Annotated in this window: 15 protein-coding genes; 10 read left to right on the top strand and 5 right to left on the bottom strand. The window is 47.1% G+C overall.

The genetic code is table 11. The features are described 5' to 3' along the window. Positions 1-132: 132 nt before the first annotated feature. From tig to AC1DXC_RS11105, 4 genes are all read left to right on the top strand, one after another. Positions 133-1,485 (top strand): trigger factor, encoded by a 1,353-nt coding sequence (gene tig / locus AC1DXC_RS11120; protein WP_477459226.1) that lies wholly within the window; start codon positions 133-135, stop codon positions 1,483-1,485. Positions 1,486-1,843: 358 nt separating this feature from the next. Then, positions 1,844-2,572 (top strand): ATP-dependent Clp endopeptidase proteolytic subunit ClpP, encoded by a 729-nt coding sequence (gene clpP, locus AC1DXC_RS11115; RefSeq protein WP_477459225.1) that lies wholly within the window; start codon positions 1,844-1,846, stop codon positions 2,570-2,572. A gap of 86 nt (positions 2,573-2,658) precedes the next feature. Then, positions 2,659-3,897, top strand: a complete 1,239-nt coding sequence (gene clpX, locus AC1DXC_RS11110) for an ATP-dependent Clp protease ATP-binding subunit ClpX (protein WP_477459224.1) — start codon at positions 2,659-2,661, stop codon at positions 3,895-3,897. A 144-nt stretch (positions 3,898-4,041) separates the two neighbouring features. Further along, positions 4,042-4,902: an AMP nucleosidase gene (locus tag AC1DXC_RS11105; RefSeq protein WP_477459223.1), complete on the top strand. Its 861-nt coding sequence runs from the start codon at positions 4,042-4,044 to the stop codon at positions 4,900-4,902. Here the strand turns inward: AC1DXC_RS11105 and AC1DXC_RS11100 are convergent. Continuing rightward, positions 4,883-5,332 carry a hypothetical protein gene (locus tag AC1DXC_RS11100; RefSeq protein WP_477459222.1) on the bottom strand — a complete coding sequence of 150 codons (450 nt, stop codon included), beginning with the start codon at positions 5,330-5,332 and terminating at the stop codon, positions 4,883-4,885. The two genes, AC1DXC_RS11105 and AC1DXC_RS11100, sit on opposite strands and share 20 nt — an antisense overlap. A gap of 5 nt (positions 5,333-5,337) precedes the next feature. After that, positions 5,338-11,169, bottom strand: coding sequence for a carboxypeptidase-like regulatory domain-containing protein (locus AC1DXC_RS11095; RefSeq protein ID WP_477459221.1), 5,832 nt, complete (start codon positions 11,167-11,169; stop codon positions 5,338-5,340). Between the two features lie 340 nt (positions 11,170-11,509). On the opposite strand from AC1DXC_RS11095, the gene AC1DXC_RS11090 reads away from it, so the two are divergent. The 5 genes from AC1DXC_RS11090 (at position 11,510) to AC1DXC_RS11070 (ending at position 18,516) form a co-directional block, all read left to right on the top strand. After that, positions 11,510-12,817, top strand: coding sequence for an ammonium transporter (locus AC1DXC_RS11090; protein WP_477459220.1), 1,308 nt, complete (start codon positions 11,510-11,512; stop codon positions 12,815-12,817). A 130-nt stretch (positions 12,818-12,947) separates the two neighbouring features. Continuing rightward, on the top strand, positions 12,948-13,292 hold the full coding sequence (locus tag AC1DXC_RS11085) for a hypothetical protein (protein ID WP_477459219.1): 345 nt from the start codon (positions 12,948-12,950) through the stop codon (positions 13,290-13,292). A 232-nt stretch (positions 13,293-13,524) separates the two neighbouring features. Continuing rightward, positions 13,525-16,002 (top strand): glycosyl hydrolase family 95 catalytic domain-containing protein, encoded by a 2,478-nt coding sequence (locus AC1DXC_RS11080; protein ID WP_477459218.1) that lies wholly within the window; start codon positions 13,525-13,527, stop codon positions 16,000-16,002. Between the two features lie 76 nt (positions 16,003-16,078). Then, positions 16,079-18,049 (top strand): amidohydrolase family protein, encoded by a 1,971-nt coding sequence (locus tag AC1DXC_RS11075; RefSeq protein WP_477459217.1) that lies wholly within the window; start codon positions 16,079-16,081, stop codon positions 18,047-18,049. Between the two features lie 116 nt (positions 18,050-18,165). Beyond that, positions 18,166-18,516, top strand: a complete 351-nt coding sequence (locus AC1DXC_RS11070) for a hypothetical protein (RefSeq protein ID WP_477459216.1) — start codon at positions 18,166-18,168, stop codon at positions 18,514-18,516. A 10-nt stretch (positions 18,517-18,526) separates the two neighbouring features. Here the strand turns inward: AC1DXC_RS11070 and AC1DXC_RS11065 are convergent, their stop codons facing one another. The 3 genes from AC1DXC_RS11065 to AC1DXC_RS11055 form a co-directional block, all read right to left on the bottom strand. Then, positions 18,527-19,357 (bottom strand): endonuclease V, encoded by an 831-nt coding sequence (locus AC1DXC_RS11065; protein ID WP_477459215.1) that lies wholly within the window; start codon positions 19,355-19,357, stop codon positions 18,527-18,529. Further along, positions 19,357-20,136: a carbon-nitrogen hydrolase family protein gene (locus tag AC1DXC_RS11060; protein WP_477459214.1), complete on the bottom strand. Its 780-nt coding sequence runs from the start codon at positions 20,134-20,136 to the stop codon at positions 19,357-19,359. Before AC1DXC_RS11060 ends, AC1DXC_RS11065 begins: the two co-directional genes overlap by 1 nt. Before the next feature lie 208 nt (positions 20,137-20,344). After that, entirely contained in the window at positions 20,345-21,211 is an 867-nt protein-coding gene (locus tag AC1DXC_RS11055) for a sugar phosphate isomerase/epimerase family protein (protein WP_477459213.1), read from the bottom strand. A 194-nt stretch (positions 21,212-21,405) separates the two neighbouring features. Between AC1DXC_RS11055 and AC1DXC_RS11050 the strand changes: the two genes are divergently transcribed. Further along, the gene (locus tag AC1DXC_RS11050) at positions 21,406-23,310 is read left to right on the top strand and encodes an amidophosphoribosyltransferase (RefSeq protein WP_477459212.1); all 1,905 of its coding nucleotides are present in this window, start codon (positions 21,406-21,408) and stop codon (positions 23,308-23,310) included. Positions 23,311-23,314 lie beyond the last annotated feature (4 nt).

Below are 23,314 nucleotides of genomic sequence, written 5' to 3'. Positions count from 1 at the left end.
CTTCATATTAGCGTAGTGGTGTAAATAATCTTTCAAAATAAATTCATACTTTTGCGCCTCTAAAAAGCTGCCATGCGTTGTTGTAATCCGCATGGCGGTTTTTGCATTAAAAACAATATCCGGTAAAAAAAGATGAATATATCACAGGAAAAAATCGATAGCCTGAACACGGTCGTAAAAATCAACCTGGCGCCGGCTGATTATCAGCCACGCGTTGAAAAACTTATTAAAGAACAAGCCAAAAAAGCCAAGATACCGGGTTTCCGCCCGGGCATGGTGCCTGCTGCGCATATCAAGAAAATGTATGGCAAAAGCATCCTGGTTGATGAGATAAACAACCTGCTGAGCGATACTTTGAACAAATACCTCGAAGATGAAAAACTGGAAGTATTGGGCCAGCCTTTGCCAAAACGCGAAGACGACCGCAAAGAATACAACTGGGATTTTGCCGACGATTTTGAATTCAACTACGAAATTGGTTTGGCCCCGGCCTTCGATATCGACTTTACTTCTAAAGACCAGATAACTCAATACATCATCAAAGCCGATGAGGAAACCCTTGCCCAAAGGGTGAAAAGCATCCGTCGTGCTTATGGCAAAATGACAAATCCTGACGTATCGGCAGATGGTGACGTGCTTTATTCCGAATTGGTGCAGCTTTCTCCGGATGGTAGCATTTTTGAGGATGGCATTAGCAACACCGCATCCGTACGTTTAGACCTGATAACCGATGAAGCCATAAAAGCATCATTGATAGGTTTGAAAAAAGGCGACGAGGCAGTGATTGACCTGCAGGCAGCCTTTAATAACGATGCAGCTAAGATTGCAGGTTTATTGAAGATTGACGAGGAAACAGCAGCCGAGCTGAAATCGAGCTTTAAATTAACGGTAAAAAACGTAAACCGTTTAGATGAAGCCGATTTGAACCAGGAGTTCTTTGACAAATTATTTGGTGAAGGTACCGTAACAACCGAAGACGGCTTCAGGGAAAAAATTACCGAGGAAGTGGAGACCATGATGCAGCAGGATAGCGAACGCAAACTGCAGAACGACATCTACAACTACAGCCTCAACAAAGTGCAGTTTAACCTGCCCGATGATTTCCTGAAGCGCTGGTTGCAGGCAACTAACGATAAGCTTAGCGCCGAAGAACTGGAAGGCGGTTACGACGATTTCGCAAAAAACCTGAAATGGACACTGATTGCCAACAAATTGGTACGCGATGCAAACATCGATATTAAGTACGAGGAAGTGTTCAACTACGCAAAGGCCAGCTTAGATCAGCAGTTCCGCGCGTATAGCCAGCAATCATTGCCGGAGGATCAACTGTCGCAATACACTGTGCAGTACCTGCAAAACAAAGAACAGGCCAACAAGATATTTGAGGAAGTGAAAGCCGTTAAGGTTTTCGATTACGTAAAAAGCGTAATTACCTTAGATAAAAAAGAGATACTGTTTACAGATTTCAACAAACTGGAAGACTAAGCAGCTCCCCGTTTTTAATATCCTTTACCAAAAGCATTTGCCCAAAGCAGATGCTTTTGGCGTTTAAAGCCTCACCTAAATACCAATATCCATTATGTCATCTCGATGGAGCAGCGGGAGGTAAGAGTGTAGGGGCGAAAGAGAGAACCTGTTCGGTTTGCAAATCGGATCCGCGTGTCGGCATTGCGCAACTAACAAGGTTTCTCCTCGCTATCGCTCGTTCGAAATGACAAGCTTATGAAATAAGAAGCGCAAACAATTTTTACTTTATACAAACTTTATATCACCAAATCTATTCAACTAAAAACTATATTAGCCCCATTACCCAAAGCATTACAATATAACAAACACATATATCATGAGCAGTAATATCGATAAGAACGAATTCCGTAAATATGCCGTTAAGCACCACCGCATAAATGGCCTCACTGTAGATAAATACCTTTCCACATTCGATCGTAACAACCAGCCAGCCGGCATTTACAACCCAACCGGCATGACGCCCTACATCATAGAAGAACGCCAGATGAACGTGGCCCAGATGGACGTGTTCTCGCGCCTGATGATGGACCGCATCATTTTCCTGGGCGATGCTATTTATGATCAAAACGCAAACATTATTCAGGCTCAATTGCTTTTCTTGCAGTCGGCAGATGCTAAGCGCGATATCCAGATCTACATCAACTCGCCGGGCGGCTCGGTTTACGCAGGTTTGGGCATTTATGATACCATGCAATTCATCTCTAACGATGTTGCCACTATCTGTACAGGTATGGCAGCATCAATGGGTGCCGTATTGTTATGCGCAGGTACAGCAGGCAAAAGGGCAGCGTTGCCGCACTCGAGGGTGATGATACATCAGCCATCGGGTGGTGCACAGGGTCAGCAAAGCGATATCGAGATTACGTATCACGAAATTACTAAACTGAAAAAAGAACTGTACCAGATTATTGCCGACCATAGCGGCGCATCGTACGAAAAGGTTTGGGAAGCATCAGATCGTGATTACTGGATGATTGCCGAAGAAGCCAAAGAATTTGGTATGGTAGATGAGATTTTGAGAGGGAATACGAACAAAGGGAAATAATCTAATAAGCTTGTGCAACGTTTATGCGTTGTGCAAGCTTTGCAATTAAATATTTAATTGATTATTTTTGATAAACCAATTAACAAATGAACAAGAACAGCAAGGAGATCAGGTGCTCGTTTTGCGGGGCAGGGAAGCAGGATTCACTGATGCTGATAGCCGGACTCGACGCGCATATTTGCGATAAGTGCGTTAACCAGGCCAACGAGATACTTGCAGAAGAGCTTAAGGTGCGGAAAGTAAAGGCATCGCCATCATCGCCCGCTGTTTTAAAACCGGCAGAAATAAAGAGCCATCTCGACCAATACATCATCGGCCAGGACGACGCTAAGAAAGTGCTGGCGGTATCGGTTTACAACCACTACAAACGCCTTAACCAGCGTGTTGATAAGGATGAGGTGGAGATAGAGAAATCGAACATCATTATGGTGGGCGAAACCGGCACGGGCAAAACCCTGCTGGCCAAAACCCTCGCCAAAATATTGAACGTACCCTTCTGTATTTGCGATGCTACGGTGCTTACCGAAGCCGGCTATGTTGGGGAGGATGTGGAAAGCATACTTACCCGTTTGCTGCAAAGTGCCGATTACGACGTGAATACCGCCGAACGCGGCATCGTGTATATCGACGAGGTAGATAAAATAGCGCGCAAAAGCGATAACGCGTCCATCACCCGCGATGTAAGCGGCGAAGGCGTACAGCAGGCCTTACTGAAAATTTTGGAAGGGACCATGGTGAACGTACCACCACAAGGCGGCCGTAAGCATCCCGACCAGAAGATGATTACCGTAAACACCAGCAACATCTTATTTATCTGCGGCGGTGCTTTTGACGGTATCGACAGGAAGATAGCCAACAGGTTGCGTACCCAAACCGTAGGTTATAAAATGAAGCGCGACGACGGCGAAGTGGATATGAAGAACCTGTACAAGTACATCACCCCGCAGGATTTGAAATCGTTTGGGTTGATACCCGAGCTCATCGGCCGTTTGCCGGTGCTTACTTACCTAAATCCGCTGGATAGAGAAGCGCTGCATAACATCCTCACCGAGCCTAAAAACTCGTTGCTGAAACAGTATAAAAAACTGTTCGAATATGAAGGCGTAAAGCTGGAGTTTGATGTAGATGTGCTCGACTTTATTGTTGATAAGGCAATGGAGTTTAAATTAGGTGCCCGTGGACTGCGTTCTATCTGCGAAGCGATCATGATAGATGCCATGTTCGAATTCCCGTCGCAGAAGGATGTTAAGCGTTTAAACGTAACTTTAGAATACGCAAGGGAGAAGTTCGAAAAATCCGACCTGAAAAAATTAAAGGTAGCATAACAATAATTTGGCTTTAAATAGCTATATTTGTATTACAATACAACGCAGCCCTGGCGATAACCCGCCGGGGTTTGCTGTATAAAAAGGTTTTTAAACGCCCCCAAAGGAATTCGCCGATGGGATAAATAATAGGAGAACTCAAAAATGAACGAACAATTAGATGTTAAAAAAGACGAAGCAACATCAGACGCAAAAAAGATTAAAGAAGTACAATCGCCCATCAAATCGGGCTTGAAAACCAAGGAGGCCATTGTTGCCAACTGGTTGCCGCGCTACACCGGCCGCCCGCTGGATGGTTTCGGCAAGTACATCATCCTCACCAACTTTTCTAAATACCTGCAGCTGTTTTCAGAGTGGCACGAGAATGCACCCATCATGGGCATCGATAAACCGATGCAAAGCGTAACCGCCAACGGCATCACTATCATCAACTTTGGTATGGGTAGCTCAGTAGCTGCTACCATAATGGACTTGCTTACGGCTATAAAGCCAGAGGCAGTGATATTTTTGGGCAAATGCGGCGGCCTTAAAAAGAAGAACAACGTAGGCGACCTTATACTGCCCATAGCAGCCATCCGTGGTGAAGGTACATCTAATGATTACCTGCCTGCCGAAGTGCCCGCACTGCCATCCTTTGCCCTGCAGAAAGCTATCTCTACCACCATACGCGATTACGGCCGCGATTACTGGACCGGTACCTGCTACACCACAAACCGCCGCGTGTGGGAGCACGATAAAGATTTTAAGAAATACCTGAAAGATTTGCGCGCCATGGCCATTGATATGGAAACGGCAACCATTTTCACCACAGGCTTCGCCAACAAGATACCAACCGGCGCGCTGTTGCTGGTTTCAGATCAGCCGATGATACCCGAGGGCGTAAAAACCGCCGAGAGCGACTCGAGCGTTACCGAGCAATACGTAGAAACCCACCTTCACGTAGGTATCGAATCATTGAAGCAACTCATCAATGGTGGCTTAACGGTTAAGCATTTGAAGTTTTAATTGAAAAATGGTTCCAAAAATAACCAGTATACGATATGTTGCCGTTTACGACTACAACAAACTGCCGCCCGCAGCATAGGGGGATATTGAGGCTATATATTCGTTTAACAACGGCTTCCGGCACGGTGAACCGATATTGTTCTTGTATAAGTTGATTATTTGCCGGGTTTCGTACAGTATCCGTTTTTGTCATCAATTTTAATTCGGAATCTTTGATAAAGGCTGTGTCTTCGAGGTCCGCTGGTTCTATTTTAAACAAGTCTTTTATGGCACTTGTTGCTCTGCTTACGTTTGGTACGTGCCGTTTTAATAAATAAAATTCAACCCGGCCTAAACCTGCACTATTTTGGGCAAAGCAGGGGCAGTTAGCCACTATAAAAACAAATGTCAAAACTTTATACATACTGTTAAAATTATTAAAAATTTTCATATCGACTAATTTCCAACCACCACCTTCTTCATCCCCTCCCTGCCATAAAACACCGGGAAATACATCTGCTCTGCTTTGGCGGGGTTTAGACTGTATTTGCCGCTGTAGCGGGGCATCAGGTTTACGGTAAATGTGTAGGTGCCTTGTTTAAGCTTGCGGCAAAATATGCTTACCTTTTCCTTGAAGAATTCGCGGTGTACCTCGTTGTTGCCCCATTGCTGGTCCTTGCTTTCGTAAGAGCAGCCTGCGGGGATAGGTATCTCCACCATTACAAAATCTGCATCGCCGCGTACAGTAACTTCAGCCTTAAGCTGTACCGCCTCGCCGCCTTTTAAGCTAACTACTTTGTCGCCGTTGCGCTCAAACCAGGTGTTCACCGTGAAGTCCTTGCTTACCTTTTGGGGCTTACCGTTCCAAAACTGCTGGTAGCCCGTGATGTAAATTGGCAGGCTGCCCGTTTTGTTGATGCTGATGGCGTTATCTTTAAGTGTTGTGGTGTACGGGAAAGTTGTAACCGTTTCGGTTATTGCGCCTTTTATGGTTAATTCCGCTGGTTTTAAAGCCTTGCCGTTTTGCAGCAGATCGGGCAGGATGGTTTCCAGTATCAGGGCCGATTCGTAGGTGTTGCGCCATTCGCCCAGTTTGCGCTGCTCTAAAAAGTACCCGCGTATTTTCGCAAGCAGTTCGGGGTGTTTGCCTTCGGCCTGGATAATTTTATAAGCAATAAGGCTTAACTGTACAGAGTTGTCGAAGAAGCGGTAATTTTCCTCGCCCCAATATAGATTACCGAACATCGTTTTACGCGCCGCGCCAATCAGGCTGTCGGTTTTAATTGCTAAGCCAAATCGCTGTTTCAATAGTAACAGTTGGAAACGGTTGTAATTCGATACTTCCTTTTGTGTTTTGTATTCTTTTTCTATCAGGCCGAAGTATTTGGGATAATCTACTTTGGCACCCAGCCTATGAAGCAATTGCAGGCAGGCTAGCTTTTCTTCACCTCGGTAACTTTCCATCTGGTACACCAGGTAATCGGTTAGTTTTTGTTTATCCAGTTGCACGGTGTATCCCATGTTTTGTGCGTCCGTTAAGGCTTCTACGGCGTGCAGGCTTATCCACAGTTCTTCGTCGCTATCGCTCCACCAGCCCCATATGCCGGATGGCTTGCGGTTGCCCTGTAGTTTTTTTATCACATCCAAAATATTCCGCTCGTATTTAAAGGGCTCACCCAAAAAGGTTTTGATGCGTTTCTCTGCTAATAGTCCTTTAAGTTTAGATGCCAGTTGTTCGTTGCAGAGATATTTGTACTCCCGAAGGCGTTTGGCTTCTTCGGCCAGCGCGGGCAGGGCAGAGGCTTCGGCCCTAAAAGTTACCAGCCCCATCGCAGGGTCGAATTTGAGGCTGATGGTGGTATCCCTGTCCAAAGCTGCAAAAATACCTTTGATTTCCTGCACGCCTTGTTTGATTACCGGTATTTTTCGTTGTTCGCCATCGAAATAGCCGTTGTCGCGTTTAATGCTGTATTCAAACTCCAGGCTGTCGGTAGCCGAGGCCACGATATTCATCGTATCTATTTTGGCATTGCTTACCTGTAAGTTGCCATTTGTTAATACTTTGCCATTATAACTGAAAGTGCGGCTGACGCTAACCGGGGTGGAATTATAGTTCATCACCTTGCCTATTAAACTCATCTCATCGCCTTCCACAGCAAACTGCGGCGCAATAAAGTTGGCGCTAAGTGGCTTAAAAGATTTGATTTGGTTCTCTGCAAAGCCGCTTTGGCGCTGCCCGTTGATGCCCACCACAAAGGTGCGCCAGTTGGTGATATCATCCGGGAAAACAGTGGTAAAGCTTGCTTTGCCGTTTTCGTCGGTAGTGAGTTTGGGTTGCCAGTAGGCGTAATCGGAGAAGTTTTTGCGGAGGGTGTGGGCATCGCCACCTTGTGGTGCATTGCCAGGGGCAACTACTGCGTTTGCTTTTGGCTTTGTAGAGATTAGTATCACACCGTTGGCACCTCGCGAGCCGTATATGCCCGTGGCGGCAGCGTCTTTTAATACACTTATATCGCCTATCATACCTGGGTTTAGCCCGTTCAGGTTGGCCACTATTTCACCATCCACAACATATAAAGGTGCGTTGGTACCAATGGATGAGTTCCCTCTAATCTGGATGCTAATCCCTCCACCGGGTGTGCCTGTGGCCTGGGTTACTATAACGCCCGCAACCCGCCCTTCTAAAAGTTGGTCGAACGTAAGCGTGCCGACCGCACCGGTTACATCTCTTCTCTTTACGGTACCGTAACCAACTACCACAACCTCCTGCAATTGGTTGCTTAAAGATGTTAATTTAAGGGTAATGTTTGTGCCCTGCACGTAATCCATTTCGTGCGTGAGGTAGCCAAGGTACGATACTATAATTTTGCCTCGCGGAGGAACTTGCAACCTAAATTCGCCGTTAATATTGGTAACGGTGCCGACAGTTGTGCCTTTAATTTTCACCATAGCGCCAATAACTGGCTGTTTATCGTCGCTGCCGATAATTTTACCGCTTAAGGTTTGGCTAAAGTTGCCGGTGCTGAAGTATTTTTGGTTAAATGCTTCTTTTAATTTCAGGGCGTCATTTTCAATTTGATAATCCGCGTTACGGTATGGCTCGCTCTTGCGGTTATCAATTACCCGCGCAATTTTTATACTTACCGAATCCCTGGCGTGCGTGGGCGAAATACCGAACCTGTAATAATTCAAACCATGCATTTTAACTTCGATACTATCTTTTATATCGTACCGGTCGCCCTGCAGCAAAAAGAATAGCCTGTATTTCCCTTGCTCCAGCTGGCCCAGGTCGGTAGTATTACCGGGGTACACCCTAATGTAATCGGGGTTATTGTAGCGGTAAAGAATGACGTTTTTAATAAGGGCCATTTTTTCGTTCTCTATCGGCAGGCGGTCTATCGTTAACCTACCCACATCGTGCCCGTTTATCAGTGTATTGGTAAATAATTGGGTGGTGTTGGCGCGTTTATCCAGGTAATCCTGCCAGAGGCTGTCCACAGCGTTGTTGGTTAATACATATTGCTTGTAATTGGTTGTGCCGCTGATATTGCCCAGCCAACGGGAAAACGGATAGCTTGCGGGTATGCTTTTTTGCCGGATGAGCCCCGGCTCAAAAAGATAATTATAGTTCGGCTCCGCCAAAAAACCTTGAGGTTTGTCGCCCTGGTGATCGTATAAAGTGTAATTTGGCGCAAGCGGGCCCGTAAGCACGGCTCTGCCAGAATTAGCGGCAGGGTTTAAAAAGAAGATCCTGTCGGTTTGTGCTATCATCGCCCGCCGCCCGTCGAAATTATTTATAACGCTTACGAGGTATTTGTTGATGTTATTGGCCTCGGCGATGGATAAGGTATCAGGTGCTTTTTGCGTGGCGTATGCATTGGCGTTTATGCCGAGGATGAGTTTTTTATTACGCTCCACCATCACACTGTCCACTTCAATAATTTGCCCGGCTGTACGCAGCATCAGCGAATGGTAGCCGGGAGAAACCTTAAAACTGTATGGCTGTAATTGCTGTGCCTGGCTAAAATAAACCGGCAGCCCATCTATGTATAGGATGTGTACAGGTACTATGTCGCCGTTGTTCACTACAAAAGGGGCTATTTGCGTTACGGTGTCAATGCCCGCTTCCTCTATGCGGTAGATATTGTTTTGGGGGTGCGTAAACCGGTAATAAACAATGCTGTCCAGCCCAATCTCATGGCTCCAGCGTTGCCAGTTTAGTTTTGAATAGCCCTGCAGGTAGGGAGTACTCTGGTTAAACTCATTTTTTGGTTTAATGTACCTGTCCTGTTTGCCCAGGAAAGGTATATTGGGCATTCTGTAACTGAATTTTTTGGTGAGCGCCCATGCGGTAACATCCGTATTGGCAACGGGTTTGCCGGCAGCATCAGTAACTACTACAACGGTTTGTACTTTTTGGCCCGGGTAAACCGATACGGGTTGCTTTATGGCTATGCTTAACTGGCCGGGACTGTAAGCAGGAGACACGTTCGCTGTTTTAACAAAACCTGCCCATATGTAATTTACTACCATGGCAAAAGGTGTACCCGGGTTGCAGGCTTTGCGGTAAAAAAGCTTGTCGGCCTGCCCCTGATCTATCAACCTGCCACTGGCGAAAACCGAGTAAAAAAAATGCAGTTTGCGCGGGTTAGCCACATTTACAAATACCGAATCGGCGGTGCGTTCAGTTGAAAGGGAGATATTGCCTTCAAAATTTATCATGTTCACATCGGTATCTGTACTGTCGGTCTTGATATTGTATTCGCTGGCGTTCGGGTTGACCAACACAAAACCGGGCAGGGCAATTTTTTGCCGGGTAAGCGTATCGCCATCGGCGTTTAAGGCGCTCACAATACCCATCGTGGCAGCCGGCTTGCCATATTCCTGGTGGCTTATTTTTAATGAATCGTTAACCACATCGGTTATGGTATGGAACCGGTGGTATTTAAATTCACCCTCTGCTCCGCGGTTCTGCTGCTCGTTGTTGGCGTTTAAAAATTGCGCATTTATATTATACTGAACGTCCGCCTTCGGGAAGATGGAATCGGAGATGGTTACTTTTGTTTCTCCAACAGCATCCAGCGCAAACCGATGTGTCCAAAGCGTGTCCGGTACAAACTGGTGGTTGGCTGTCTGCCGGTTTACATCGGTTGTTATAATGTTCAAAACTACCCGCCCATCGGCCACCGGCAGGTCGTTTTCATCAGTGGCTTTTAAATAAACCACCTGCGGGCTGCCCGGCCAATGTTCTTTTTTATCGGCCCGCATCGTAAAACGGACCGACTTTAATTCATATTCTTCGTATTTAAAACTGCCCGAGTAAATAACATCGTTACTGTTTTCCTCCTGGTTGTTGCTGTCGTTATCACCCTCTCCGCTTTTTTTCTTTAGTTGTTTGGCCGGGTCGCTAAGTAAAACTTTATAAGCTTGGTCCAGGTCGAGGCCCAGGCTGTCTGCCAATACAAAACTGTACTCGAAACCGCCATCGCGGTAGCTGCTTACCGTACCCAATTTTTTGGTGCCGTCATCGGTAACCAGCTTTACCAGCAGTGTTTTGTTCGTAATAGGTTTTTTGCTCTTTAGGTTCAGTATAAAGGCCTTAAATTTTACGGTATCGCGGGGTTTGTAAATAGGCTTGTTAAACGCCATAAAGCCGGTGTAGGGTTTGGGCTTATAAGAATAGTTGTTTTTATGTTTAAAAATATTTTTTACAGACAACCACAACTTTGCCCACCAACCCTTTTCATAGTTATAATAAAGGGCCGGGCTAACCTGGTAAAAGTTGCTCACCCCGGCATGGTCCACCTGTAAAATGCTGGTGGCTTTGGCGCGGTTAAAATGCCAGGTACCGCTATTGGCATCATATGCTACTTTTTTACCATCCAGCAGCACCATAGCATTGGTTATATATGCGCCTTTTTTATCGGTAAGGGCAAAACGGTGCTCGTATTTGCCGGTAAAGAGTTTTAAAAAGGCAGAATGATTTTCGATGACCGCGTATTGCAGTTTGTTCTCATCGGCATGCACTTTTACGTAGTTGCCTGCGGGCAGCGTGTTTTCCCAATACCCATCGGTAAGGAAAGAATCTACCGGGTTGTGGAAGAGCTTATCGTCTAATGGCTTTTGGGGCGCTTTGTAAAACGCCAGCACATCGGGTGCGCTCAGCTTATAAACATAAGTATAGTAGCTGCTTTGCCTGCTTGTTGTTAAGGGGCGCTGGGCAAATGCGGTTTCACAAACAAACAATAATGTGAATATGGTGATAATTCTGGTAAATAATTGCGGCATATAAAGGTTATTGTGGGATGATACCCCCGGGTTTTAAATATAGGTTTTCTGCTTGTCCTGTTAAGATGCGGATTCAGTTACTATTCCATAAAAAATGTTTGAGAAACTGATTGTCCGGCATGAAGCCGGCAACTCGTTAGGTGGTTGCCGATATTTTCATGTCACAAGCTTATGCTGCCAATATTTAAGTTTATTATTTGGGAACACGAGCTAACTGCATACTTGTGCCTGCAAACTCTTGATAATCTATAGCTGATTTGTAGTAATTTTACATTTTTCGTAAAAATATTGCAGAAAATATATAATTTCAGCCGTTTATTGTAAAAAGTGCTGATAATATATGAAACGTTACCTTCCTTTCTTCATCATCCTTATAATTTTAGGACTTACTTTTGCCTTTCCCTCTATAGAATACGATAAATCGGTAAAGGCAAATTTCAACACCGGCGATATCGCCTGGATGCTGATGTCTACCGCCCTGGTTTTGATCATGACACCCGGTTTGGCGTTCTTTTATGGTGGTATGGTGAATAAAAAGAACGTGATATCTACCATGTTGCAAAGCATCGTGTGTATGGTTATCATCACGGTAATGTGGGGCATATTTGGTTTCAGCCTGGCCTTCGGCGATAGCCTGGGCGGCATTATAGGCAACCCATCTACTTATTTTATGATGAAGGGCATGCTGGGCAATACCAGCTGGCCTTTAGCGCCAACCATCCCGCTGTTGCTGTTTGCCATGTATCAGCTAAAATTTGCTATCATTACCCCGGCGCTCATCACCGGCGCCTTTGCCGAGCGTATCCGCTTCAACTCCTATATCATCTTTTTGGTGCTGTTCTCCATATTCATATTCTCGCCTCTGGCCCATGCTACCTGGCACCCCGATGGCGTGCTGGCCAAACTGGGCGTGCTCGATTTTGCCGGAGGTACCGTGGTGCACATGAGCGCAGGCTGGGCAGCATTGGCATCAGCTTTATACTTAAAAAGTCGCAACGAAGCAAACCACTCCCCGGCGCGTATCACTTATGTAATGATAGGCACGGGCTTATTATGGTTCGGCTGGTTTGGTTTTAACGCAGGCTCGGCGTTCGGGGCCAATCATTTGGCGGTTACTGCGCTGGCAACCAGCACAACGGCAAGCGCAGCAGCAGGTGTTACCTGGATATTTTTCGATATGCTGCGCGGGCGCAAGCCATCGGCCATGGGTACCTGTATAGGTGCGGTGGTTGGTTTGGTAGCCATTACACCGGCGGCGGGTTTCGTGAGCGTGCCGCATTCGCTGGCAATCGGCATCATATCGGCAGTGGTAAGTAATTTGGTGGTAGAGTGGCGCACCCGCACCACTATTGATGATACGCTGGATGTATTCCCTTGCCACGGGGTAGGTGGTATGGTGGGTATGCTGCTAACAGGCGTATTTGCTAACCATAACGTTAACGCGGCCAATGCCACCGGCGACGGGCTGTTCTTTGGCCATACGCATTTGTTTTTTGTACAGTTGCTGGCGCTTGTTGCCACATCAATATTCTCGTTTTTTGGTTCGCTGTTGTTGTTGAAGATAACCGATATGATATCGCCACTGCGCGTATCTAAGGAAGAAGAAGAAGTTGGGCTGGATATTAGCCAGCACGGGGAGAAACTGTAGGGAAGGATTCTAATATCGAATGATGAATTTCGAATGCCGAACGCCGAAGGAAAAACCTTTGGCGTTTGATGTTTTATGGTGGCTTTAAGTTTTTAATTCGTAACTTCCATTAAACACGTTAAAGGTCATCATGAAGGAGTTTCTATTCAAGAAATTAATCGGCAGGAAAGGGTTATATTGTAAGATAACCTACGAGTTTGATAGCCCGGGAATCGAACAAAGCGAAGTTATTTTTGATCCTAATGATCCCTGGTACAACGAAATTATATCGGGCTTTGGCTACTTCTCTGGTAAGTATGGTTTGCATCCCAGGTCCGGATACAAATTGACAATTAGCGACGTGCACGGGATGATCTTAGATACGACGCCTGCAGTGGTTTTTTATGCTGTTGTTACGTTGCTGTGTAAGGAAACCGGTTATGTTATTTCGGATTTTGGATTTGATGACAATGGTGATTTGGTTGTGCCTCAGTAATTTTACCCTCCATCCGTCCTATGAATGGGACGGTGTGGAAGGTGGACCGCGCAATATGACAACAGCGTGTAATCAGGGCCAATCTGCATTGCCGTCGGTTTTAACCGATGGGAAGAAGGATAAGTCGACGGGGTAATTATACTCTCCCTGTATCATCCATCAAAATCCCCGTTTAAGTTATTGCTTCAATGTTATGGCAAAGCTAAATTTGGTGCTAAACCACCATTATAGTATGCCTAAATTATTCTCATGCCTTGTGGCATTTTGCTTATGCATTATAAACCTGGTGCAGGCCTACGGGCAGCTCTCGGGCTATACTATTGCTAAAAAACATGCTATTATCTCCAATAGGCCTGCCCCTGGTTTTTTTGAGGGTGCCCTGCTGGGCAATGGCGGCATGGGCGTAAACGTAACTACCCGTCCCGATGGCATCGTGCTGTACTTTGGGCACAACAATGTGTGGGATATCCGGCTTGCCGAAAACCATAAAGATGAGCTTGGCACCTTTGCGCAGGTATTCGATAAGGTTAAGAATATACCAGCAAACTATGCCAACCTGAGCGACGATGCCTGGTACAACCAATACAGCAATATGGCCGGCGAGAATTACCGACAGCCATACCCGCGGCCGTTCCCTTGCGGTTCGGTTTTGCTGGGGTTTGATAGGCGTAAGGTACAGGTGCTGGGCCATGTGCTCGATATCTCCAATGGGCTGTGCACGGTAAAACTGCTGACTGCCGACAAGCAGCATTTATCCCTCCTGATATTTACGGATATGGCTGCCGACCGCCTGCTGATGCAACTGGTTGATGATAAAGGCAACCCTGCAAACAACGTTTTCGATAGGATAAAGGTAATGCCCGACCCCTCCACGCCCAGTAACATCCCGCAACCCCAAACCCAGGAAGATTTATCCGCAGGCACGCTCTCTTTCAGGCAGGTATTACCCTTTGAAGAACCCGCTAAACGCAAGGTAGATACCGCGCACCCAAAGGATAAAGCCTTCAGACTAACGGTAAAAGTAAACGGCCCGTTAACTAAAACTAGCCGGATAAACTGGAATGGCATTACTGAAAACATGGCTATGCTTGAAGCTGCCCTGCCTGTTGCGCCCTTTTACGCTTCGGTAAGCCTGCAGGAGGGCCTGGCTACATCAGTAAGCGTGGGTACTCCATCCATCAGCAAACCTGGGATGACCCAATTTGATAGCGTTAGGCTGAACAACGAGCTTGTTTGGAAAGTGTACTGGGCAAAATCTGCGGTACTTTTATCGGACACTCTTTTGGAGCAAACCTGGTATCGTAACCTTTATTTCTTCAATTGCGCGGCAAAGGCCGGCGTTACCTGCCCGGGTTTGTTTGCCAACTGGAGCTACAACAACATCGGCACCGCCTGGCATGGCGATTACCACATGAATTACAACACCCAGCAACCATTTTGGGTAACCTTCAGCAGCAACCATTTGGAGAAGAATCTGCCGTATGTCAGCCTTATCCAAAAGCTGATGCCGCTGAGCCGCAAGTGGGCGCAGGAATATTACAACCTGCCGGGCGCTTATTTCCCGCACTCGGCCTACCCTGTGGAGATGAGCATAAACCCATACCCGCTGCCCGATTGGGGCTGGGAGGTGAGCGAAACGCCATGGGCCGTGCAGGGGCTTTGGTGGCATTATCTGTACTCGGGCGATAGGTTTTTCCTACGTGATCAGGCCTACGAGCCCATAAAAGCAGCCGTACAATTCCTTGCCGCTTACATGAAACGTCCCGATGCGCATGGCGGCGAACGCTGGAACGACGACAAATACCATATCTTCCCCACGGTGCCGCCGGAGCTATACGGGCTGCGACCTGGATTCAAATTTAATTACGACTGCGGGGTAGACCTGTCCCTCACCAAATTCATCTTCAAGGCCTTCAAACAGGCAAGCCAGATATTGGGGACGGCGGGGCAGGAGCAGGCCCTATTGGCCGACGTTGATGATATACTGGCACATTTCCCGGAATACCCCACTGCCTTGTCAGCAGCAGGCAACAAGGTGATGGTAGCGGTGCCCGGCGAAGAGGCCGGTACGGTTTATAACCTTCCAATCCCCCTTTTCGCGGCTTTCCCATGCGAGGATTACGGCCTGCACTCGGATAGTAAAACGCAGCAGTTGTTAAAAGATAGCTATCAAAATCAGCTCAACGAGGGTGGCAACGATTTGGTATTTATCAACTTGCAGGCAGCGCGCATTGGCATGCTGAACCTGGATGATTTTAAGCGGCAGATAAACTATTCCCTGTTGCCCAATGGCACCGCTACCGATATGGTGATGCAAACCAAAGGCCGCTACAGCGACCAAACCGACTACGCCTACATGGCGGGCATGGGCATTTGGTTTGAGAATTTTGCGTTGCCCGCAGTAATCAACGAATGCCTGATGCAAAGCTACAACGGGGCCATCCGCCTGTTCCCCAACTGGCCAAAAGACAAGGATGCCCGTTTCGAAAATCTGCGGGCGGCAGGTGCATTTTTAGTAAGCGCAACGCAGGTTAAGGGGAAAGTAAGCACTGTTAATATACTGAGCGAGAAAGGGCAAACGCTCCGGTTAATCTCGCCATGGGGCAACGGGGCTACAGTCGCCACATCCGCAGGAAAAAAGCGGGTAAGCGGCAAGCTTATCGTGCTGCAGACTTTGCCTGGGCAGCGGATTGTGCTTAGTCCAAGGTAAGATATATTTTTTGGCGGGGCCTTAGTTTCTGAAGGGCATAAGCTTATATTTGGTGGTATCAAGCCCTTTATCTACCATGAAAAATCTACTCTCATTATTCCTGTTGTCTTTTTTCGCAGCAACGCTGCAAGCTCAGGATATGCCCGCCGATAGCGGCACCTTTTTGCTTCATAAATTCGAGCAGCGCATAGGCAAAGAAACCTATAAGGTTTATAATTATAAGGATTCGAAGAAGTACGTTCTCGATTTTAAGTTTGTGGATAGGGGCAGCCCTGTGCCGTTAAAGGCCACCATTAAAGTAAACCCCGTTGCCGACCCGCTGGAACTGGTGATAAAAGGCAAGACCTCCCGATTTTCGGACGTGAACGATTCTATCAAGGTAAACGGTAACACGGCTGTCATCCGCGTAAACGATTCTACCTACAGCAAAAAGCTTTTGCCTTACTCGTTCCCCATTACGGGTTACTCGCCCGCTACGGTGCAAATGCTGCTGTTGAAATACTGGAACAACAAAAAGCAGCCGGCAACTATCAATACCCTGCCGTTCGGCTCTTTGCAGATAAAAAAGGCAGGTACAGATGTGCTCACCTTCAATGGCAAGCCGCTACCGCTTATACACTACACCATCAGCGGCTTGATTTGGGGCGACGAAACACTGTGGACCGACAATGCAGGCAAGCTGATGTGCATCCTTACCATTGATGCCGAGGGTGATAAAACCGAAATGATGAGCGAACCCTACGAGGCGCTATTGCCCGAACTAATCAAACGCGCTGCTGGTTATGGCATGGCGGCTTTCGCCAGATCTACGGCGGTGCCTGTAAAGGGGCTCGGGGTAGTGGCAATTACCGGCGGCAACATTGTTGATGTAGTGAACGGCGTTGCTATCCCCAATGGGGTATTGATACTGAAAGACGGCATCATCGCCAAGATAGGCAAAGCCGGTACAGTTATACCAAAAGGTGCGCAGGTGATAGATGCTAAGGGTAAAACCATATTGCCCGGCCTTTGGGACATGCACGCCCACTTCGAGCAAACAGAATGGGGGCCGGCCTACCTGGCAGCAGGCGTAACCACCGTGCGCGATTGCGGTAACGAACTGGGTTTTATAGATGCCATCCAACGCGCGATAGATAGCGGCAAAGGCATAGGCCCCAAGATATTAATGGCGGGGATTATTGATGGCAAGGGGCCGATGGCGCTGGGCATTATCCAGGCCGATACCAAAGAGGAAGCCATAAAAGCCGTAGATACTTACAAAGCCCGCGGCTTCGACCAGATAAAGATTTACAGCTCCATGAAACCGGCTATAGTAAAGGCCGTTTGCGGTGAAGCGCATAAGCTTGGCTTAACCGTAACAGGGCATATCCCCAATGGTATGACACTGAAGGCCGGCGTAGATTCGGGTATGAATATGGTGAACCACATGCAATACGTGTACAGCATGATGAAACGGAACAAAGACCGCTCGGTAAATTTCGACGACTCCATCAGCATAGCGGCCATTAAGTTTTTAGTCGACCGTAAAGTGGTTATCGACCCCACCATTGGTGTTTATGATATGGCCTACCGCAATGTAAAGGACGATATCACCCAAATGGAACCGGCTTTTTATACGCTGCCCTTGCCGCTACAAATACAATTTAAAAACACGGGAGAGGATTCGGCAACTGCTGCCCGCTTTAAGCCGCTGCTCCAAAGCCTGAAACAATTGGTAAAACGCCTTTACTATGCGGGTGTGCCTATTGTGGCCGGTACCGATATGGGCTTCCCCGGCTTTAGTGTTGACCGCGAACTGGAAATATACGTAGCTGCTGGCTTAACACCTGCACAGGCGCTCAAAACCGCTACCATCACCCCGGCGCAGGTAATGGGCCTCGATAAAAAGACGGGCAGCATAACCATCGGCAAAAACGCCGATATCATCATTGTAGACGGTAACCCGCTTACTAATATCAGCGATATCCGCAATGTGAAGGTGGTGATAAAGGCAGGCAAGGTTTATAGCCCGATGGTGCTGCACAAGATGGTAGGCTTCAGTAAGTAAATTTTGATTGCACCGATTTTTTTGATTGTACCGATTTTTTCAGAAACGTTGTCGCGAGTTTTCAATTCGTGATGCACATTGCTTCAATTTTCAGCTGAATTAATTGAAAGGAATTAATGGAACTCACAACTTTATACAGGCCGGTTGGCCCTAAAGAACTTAAGCTGATAGAAGAATCGGGATGGAAGCGCTTCCCGAAGCGATTGATAGAGCAACCGATATTTTATCCGGTAATGAACGAGGAATACGCCGCGCAAATTGCCCGTGATTGGAATGTACCGGCATCGGGTTCAGGCTTCGTAACGAAATTCCATTTGCCTGCCGAATACCTGTCGAAATACGAAGTGCAAAACGTTGGTGGGAGAATTCACAATGAGTTATGGGTGCCTGCGGAAGACTTGGAGGAATTTAACGACCATATTGTGGGGGAGATAGTGGTAACACAATCTTTTTACCCTGCGCAGTGAGATAAGCTATTTACGCTTGCTTTGTTAGCGTATCCACATGTTTTAGGATATCCGGCATCCTGTGTTCGCCTTTCATGCCTTTGATGAGCGCAGCGGCTTCCTCAGTATCCATGCCAATGGCCGATACAAATAGCGGGTTCTTGCTTTGTCCGCGTTCTACGGGAATTACTTTCTGCTCTGTATTTTTAAACGACGTTTTGGCTACGCCGATAACAGGGATGTTGCCACCAAGTGCCTCAAATAATTTGCCGCCCAAACCATACGTGCCTTCATTATCGATGTAAACATTGCCGTCGACGATAACAATGTCTATTTGATCGACCCCTGCCTGCTCTATAACTTTTAAAATGCAGGGCAATTCTCGTTTGTAAAACTCTCCGGGTACGTAAGGTTCGATATTATCAACCTGTACACTAATTACATCAGCCGCGACAGTGTCGTCCCATTTAAACAAAGCCCCAACGGCTTTTGCAGAATCTTCTAAATAGTAAACATCAATTGCTAATATCATTTTCCTATGGATGCCGTTGAAATTAGGTTCCGGCCCCCAATAATACTCATCAGTCAGATTACCACCTTCATCCCATTCCTTCATCAATCCATAATCCAAATTATATTTGATAAAAGCCTCTTGCATCAACTGCCCGTTATCAAAATATCCCCTCACGAAACCGTCCGGGTAACCATTTAAGCACTGCGTTTCCAATAACAAATTTCCGTTGGGGAATCTTTCTTCAACAACGCCGGTAAAGGGCGTGCCTTTATAGTGATAAATTTCACCTCCGCCAACATCAACACCCACGATTCTCATGTCCGGGTCGTTTATATCTACTATTTGCATCACACTAACTCCGGCTTAAACCTCTTTGCCAATAACCCTGTCGCTTTATCTAAATCTATCTCCGCAACGGCAACCCCTGCTTCGCCGTAAGGTTGGTAGGCAAGGCACTCACCCTGCGGAGTAACAATACACGATGCTGCTTCCTGGTATTTGGTGGCGTATCCTACGCTGGCGAAGTAGACGGTGTTTTCCATGGCGCGCATCATCATGGCTTTTTCGTAGTAGGGGCTGTGCTTGTCGCCCCATTCGCTTAGCTGTACGCCTTCGGTATCACTGCCGGTAAAATGCGGGTGGAACACTACCTCTGCACCATTACGTGCAGCCCATCGCACAGATTCGGGGTAGCGGAAACCTTCGTGGCAAATGGTAATGCCGAATTTTAGGCCGTCAGCTTCAAAAAGGCTGCGTTCGGTGCCGACGGTCCAGATGTTGTCTTCGCTCGGGTCAAGCTGGTTTTTGGTTTGGTAGCCCAATAGCTTTCCGGTTTTTGATACAACCCAGGCCACGTTCAGCAGTTCTCCATCTTTGTACCAATCCATGGGGATGATGATGCAGATGCCGTTTTCGGCAGCTATTACGCAAACCTTGTCCAAGGCAGCCTGCATATTCTCGGGCGTAGCTTTTTCCGCACCAAAACCGGGGTAACCGGGCAGGTAAGTTTCGGGAAAGCAAACTACAACGGCCTGTTTGTCCGAGGCTTCTTTGGCTAGTTTTGCTATCCATTTGATACCATCATGGATTGACTTTGGATAGGGAGGGGAGGCGACTGCTATCTTCATGGTGATACTAAGATAGTTCAACGGGTTTGAATATCGAATAGTTCGGTGGTGATTTTACCGCAAAGCGCGCAAAGTCTTGCGAACGGATGAGCGCAAAGAGCGCAAAGCCTTGCGAGTTTGCTAAAAAGTCTTCAAATCTTTTATGAAGCTCAATAAGCTTTGTGCTCTTTGCGTTTTTTTCTTTGCGCCCTTTGCGGTTAAATCAACCCTACAAGCTTTTCAAATACTTTATCGTCTCCGGTATTTGCTTAGCATGGTTGGGGCTTTCGTCTTCGATGAAATAGTGGCGAATGCCAACGGCTTTGGCAGCTTTCAATACTTCAGGGATATTGATCTGCCCGGTTCCCAGGGCTACGTCGTTCTTGATGTCGGTGCCACCGGTAAGGTCGTTGGCCACGCCTTTGCGGATATCTTTCAGATGCAGCAGCCTGAAGCGGGTGGGGTATTTAAGCAGCAGTTTGGCCGGGTCGGCACCGCCGTGGAAGGTCCAAAGCACGTCCATTTCAAACTTAACATAAGCCGGGTTGGTGTTTTTTACGATGTAATCGAACAAGGTGCCATCTTCGTATTGCCCAAATTCGTAACCATGTATGTGGTAGCATAGCGTCAGGCTGTTGGCTTTTAGCGTACGACCTGCTTTGTTGAGGCCGGCCACGGCTTTTTTGGCATCGTCTATTGTGAAAATTTTGCCGTGGGGCAGCCAGGCCACCATCACGTACTGCGAACCCAGAATGCCGGCCATACGCACGGCCTCCAACGGTTCTTTTACCAGTAAATCATAATCTACCCCAATAGATGGCATGCTGATGCCGCGCTTATTCAGCATCTGCCTGAACTTGTAAATATCCACGCCTTTTGGGTTGGGGCCCTCCATTTGGGTAATGCCCAGTGCTTTTACGCTATCTAAAACAGCCTCGGGCCGGGCCGAGAAACTCGCGCGATAGGTATAAGCCTGCACGCCTATTGGGGCAGTGAATAAACTTTGGCTCGTTTGAGCAACCTTTGCCGATTTAGGTACCGAACAGCCCGCAAGGGCAAGCACCGTTGTAATATAGAGGAATGATGTTTTCTTCATGATGTATTTGATAATCAAAATTAAGGTTTTTTGTTTTAACGGCTTATCCCGTTCCCTGTTCGAACGCATTAAATCAAGGTTTTAAATGCCCCTTATCCCTACGCAACGGTTAAGCAAATATTAATGCATTATAATGACAATATGTTTAAACACAATTAAGATAAAACCTTACCTTTGCGGCTCAATACAAGTGCATGAGCGATTCGATAAAGCATGAGTGCGGAGTAGCATTTATCCGCCTGTTAAAGCCGTTATCCTTTTACCAAAAAAAGTACGGCACGGCGTTGTACGGCATAAACAAATTATACCTTTTAATGGAAAAACAGCATAACCGCGGGCAAGACGGCGCGGGCGTTGCAACCATTAAACTGGATATTGAACCAGGCAAACGATACATCAGCCGGCACCGGTCGATGGCGTCGAACGCGGTGGCCGATATCTTCGAGTATATACAGAAGAAATTTGCCGAGATAGAGAAAGAGCAACCTGAAAAAATGAAGGATGCTGAATGGCTCAAAGAACATGTAAGCTTTACCGGCGAAGTTCTTTTGGGCCATTTGCGTTATGGTACGCACGGCAAAAACAGCATCGAAAGCTGCCACCCTTTCCTGCGCCAAAACAATTGGATGACGCGTAACCTGGTTATTGCTGGTAACTTCAACATGACTAATGTTGATGAACTGCTACAACAACTGTACGATCTTGGTCAGCACCCTAAAGAACAAGCCGACACCATTACCGTGCTGGAAAAAATGGGTCACTTCATCGATACCGAGAACCAGGGCCTTTTTGACCAGTACAAACGCGAAGGGCTTGATGACAACCGCGAGATAAGCAAGCTGATAGCCAATGATATGGATGTGGCAAAAATTTTGCGAAAATCTGCCAAGAACTGGGATGGTGGTTACACCATAGCGGGTATCTTGGGCCACGGCGACGCTTTTGTAATGCGCGACCCGGTTGGCATACGCCCCGCTTACTATTATTATAACGACGAAATTGTGGTGGCCGCTTCCGAGCGACCTGCTATACAAACCGCCTTTAATATCCCCATTGACGAGGTTAGGGAGATACGCCCGGGCCATGCGCTTATTGTTAAAAAGAACGGTAAGATAACCGAGGAGATGTTTAGCGAGCCGAAGGAACAAAAGTCGTGCTCGTTCGAGCGGATTTACTTCTCTCGCGGCAGCGATGCTTCTATTTACCGCGAGCGTAAACAATTAGGCAGGTTGCTTTGCCCGCAGATATTGAACGCTGTTGATAACGACATGAAGAACACCGTGTTCTCCTACATCCCAAATACAGCCGAAGTGGCTTTTTATGGCATGGTAGAGGGGGTGCATAAATACATTAAACAATACCAGCGCGACAAGTTGCTTAACCGCGAGGATAAGATTAGCGAAGAAGAATTAACCGAAGTGCTGAGTATGGCGCCGCGTGTTGAGAAGATAGCGATTAAGGATGTTAAGCTGCGTACCTTTATTACACAGGATGCCGACCGTAGCGAGATGGTGGCCCACGTTTACGATACCACCTACGGCCTCATCAAAAACGATTTGGATACTTTGGTGGTTTTAGATGATTCCATCGTACGCGGTACCACGCTTAAACAAAGCATCCTGAAGATTTTAGACCGCCTTGGCCCTAAAAAGGTGGTGGTGGTTTCTTCTGCCCCGCAGATTCGCTACCCGGATTGTTACGGTATAGATATGTCGCGCATGGGCGAATTCGTTGCCTTCGAGGCAGCGATCAGCCTGTTGAAAGATGCAGGCCGCGACGATGTGATACTGGGCGTTTACCAAAAATGTAAAGATAGCTTGAAACTGCGTAAAGAGCAGGTTACCAATTACGTACAAGCCATATACGAGCCATTTACCGATCAGGAGATATCAGACCGTATTGCGCAAATCATCACTCCAAAAGGTGTAAAATGTGAAGTAAAGGTGCTTTACCAAACCCTGGATAACCTGCATATTGCCTGCCCCGGCCACGCCGGCGACTGGTACTTCAGCGGCGATTACCCAACCCCTGGCGGTAACAAAGTAGTGAACCGCGCCTTCGTTAACTGGATGGAAGGCAAGAACGAGAGGGCGTATTAGCCCC

The organism is Mucilaginibacter sp. P2_D11, from assembly GCF_056404435.1.
Note: the sequence above shows the minus strand (reverse complement) of the source record. Positions and strands in the feature narration are given on the sequence as shown.

Excerpts from the sequence above, each read along its gene's own strand:
- AC1DXC_RS11055 (WP_477459213.1), bottom strand. The coding sequence starts at position 21,211 with ATGAAGAAAACATCATTCCTCTATATTACAACGGTGCTTGCCCTTGCG.
- AC1DXC_RS11070 (WP_477459216.1), top strand. The coding sequence starts at position 18,166 with ATGGAACTCACAACTTTATACAGGCCGGTTGGCCCTAAAGAACTTAAG.
- tig (WP_477459226.1), top strand. The coding sequence starts at position 133 with ATGAATATATCACAGGAAAAAATCGATAGCCTGAACACGGTCGTAAAA.
- AC1DXC_RS11105 (WP_477459223.1), top strand. The coding sequence starts at position 4,042 with ATGAACGAACAATTAGATGTTAAAAAAGACGAAGCAACATCAGACGCA.
- AC1DXC_RS11075 (WP_477459217.1), top strand. The coding sequence starts at position 16,079 with ATGAAAAATCTACTCTCATTATTCCTGTTGTCTTTTTTCGCAGCAACG.
- AC1DXC_RS11090 (WP_477459220.1), top strand. The coding sequence starts at position 11,510 with ATGAAACGTTACCTTCCTTTCTTCATCATCCTTATAATTTTAGGACTT.
- clpP (WP_477459225.1), top strand. The coding sequence starts at position 1,844 with ATGAGCAGTAATATCGATAAGAACGAATTCCGTAAATATGCCGTTAAG.
- AC1DXC_RS11080 (WP_477459218.1), top strand. The coding sequence starts at position 13,525 with ATGCCTAAATTATTCTCATGCCTTGTGGCATTTTGCTTATGCATTATA.
- AC1DXC_RS11100 (WP_477459222.1), bottom strand. The coding sequence starts at position 5,332 with ATGAAAATTTTTAATAATTTTAACAGTATGTATAAAGTTTTGACATTT.
- clpX (WP_477459224.1), top strand. The coding sequence starts at position 2,659 with ATGAACAAGAACAGCAAGGAGATCAGGTGCTCGTTTTGCGGGGCAGGG.
- AC1DXC_RS11095 (WP_477459221.1), bottom strand. The coding sequence starts at position 11,169 with ATGCCGCAATTATTTACCAGAATTATCACCATATTCACATTATTGTTT.
- AC1DXC_RS11085 (WP_477459219.1), top strand. The coding sequence starts at position 12,948 with ATGAAGGAGTTTCTATTCAAGAAATTAATCGGCAGGAAAGGGTTATAT.
- AC1DXC_RS11050 (WP_477459212.1), top strand. The coding sequence starts at position 21,406 with ATGAGCGATTCGATAAAGCATGAGTGCGGAGTAGCATTTATCCGCCTG.
- AC1DXC_RS11060 (WP_477459214.1), bottom strand. The coding sequence starts at position 20,136 with ATGAAGATAGCAGTCGCCTCCCCTCCCTATCCAAAGTCAATCCATGAT.
- AC1DXC_RS11065 (WP_477459215.1), bottom strand. The coding sequence starts at position 19,357 with ATGCAAATAGTAGATATAAACGACCCGGACATGAGAATCGTGGGTGTT.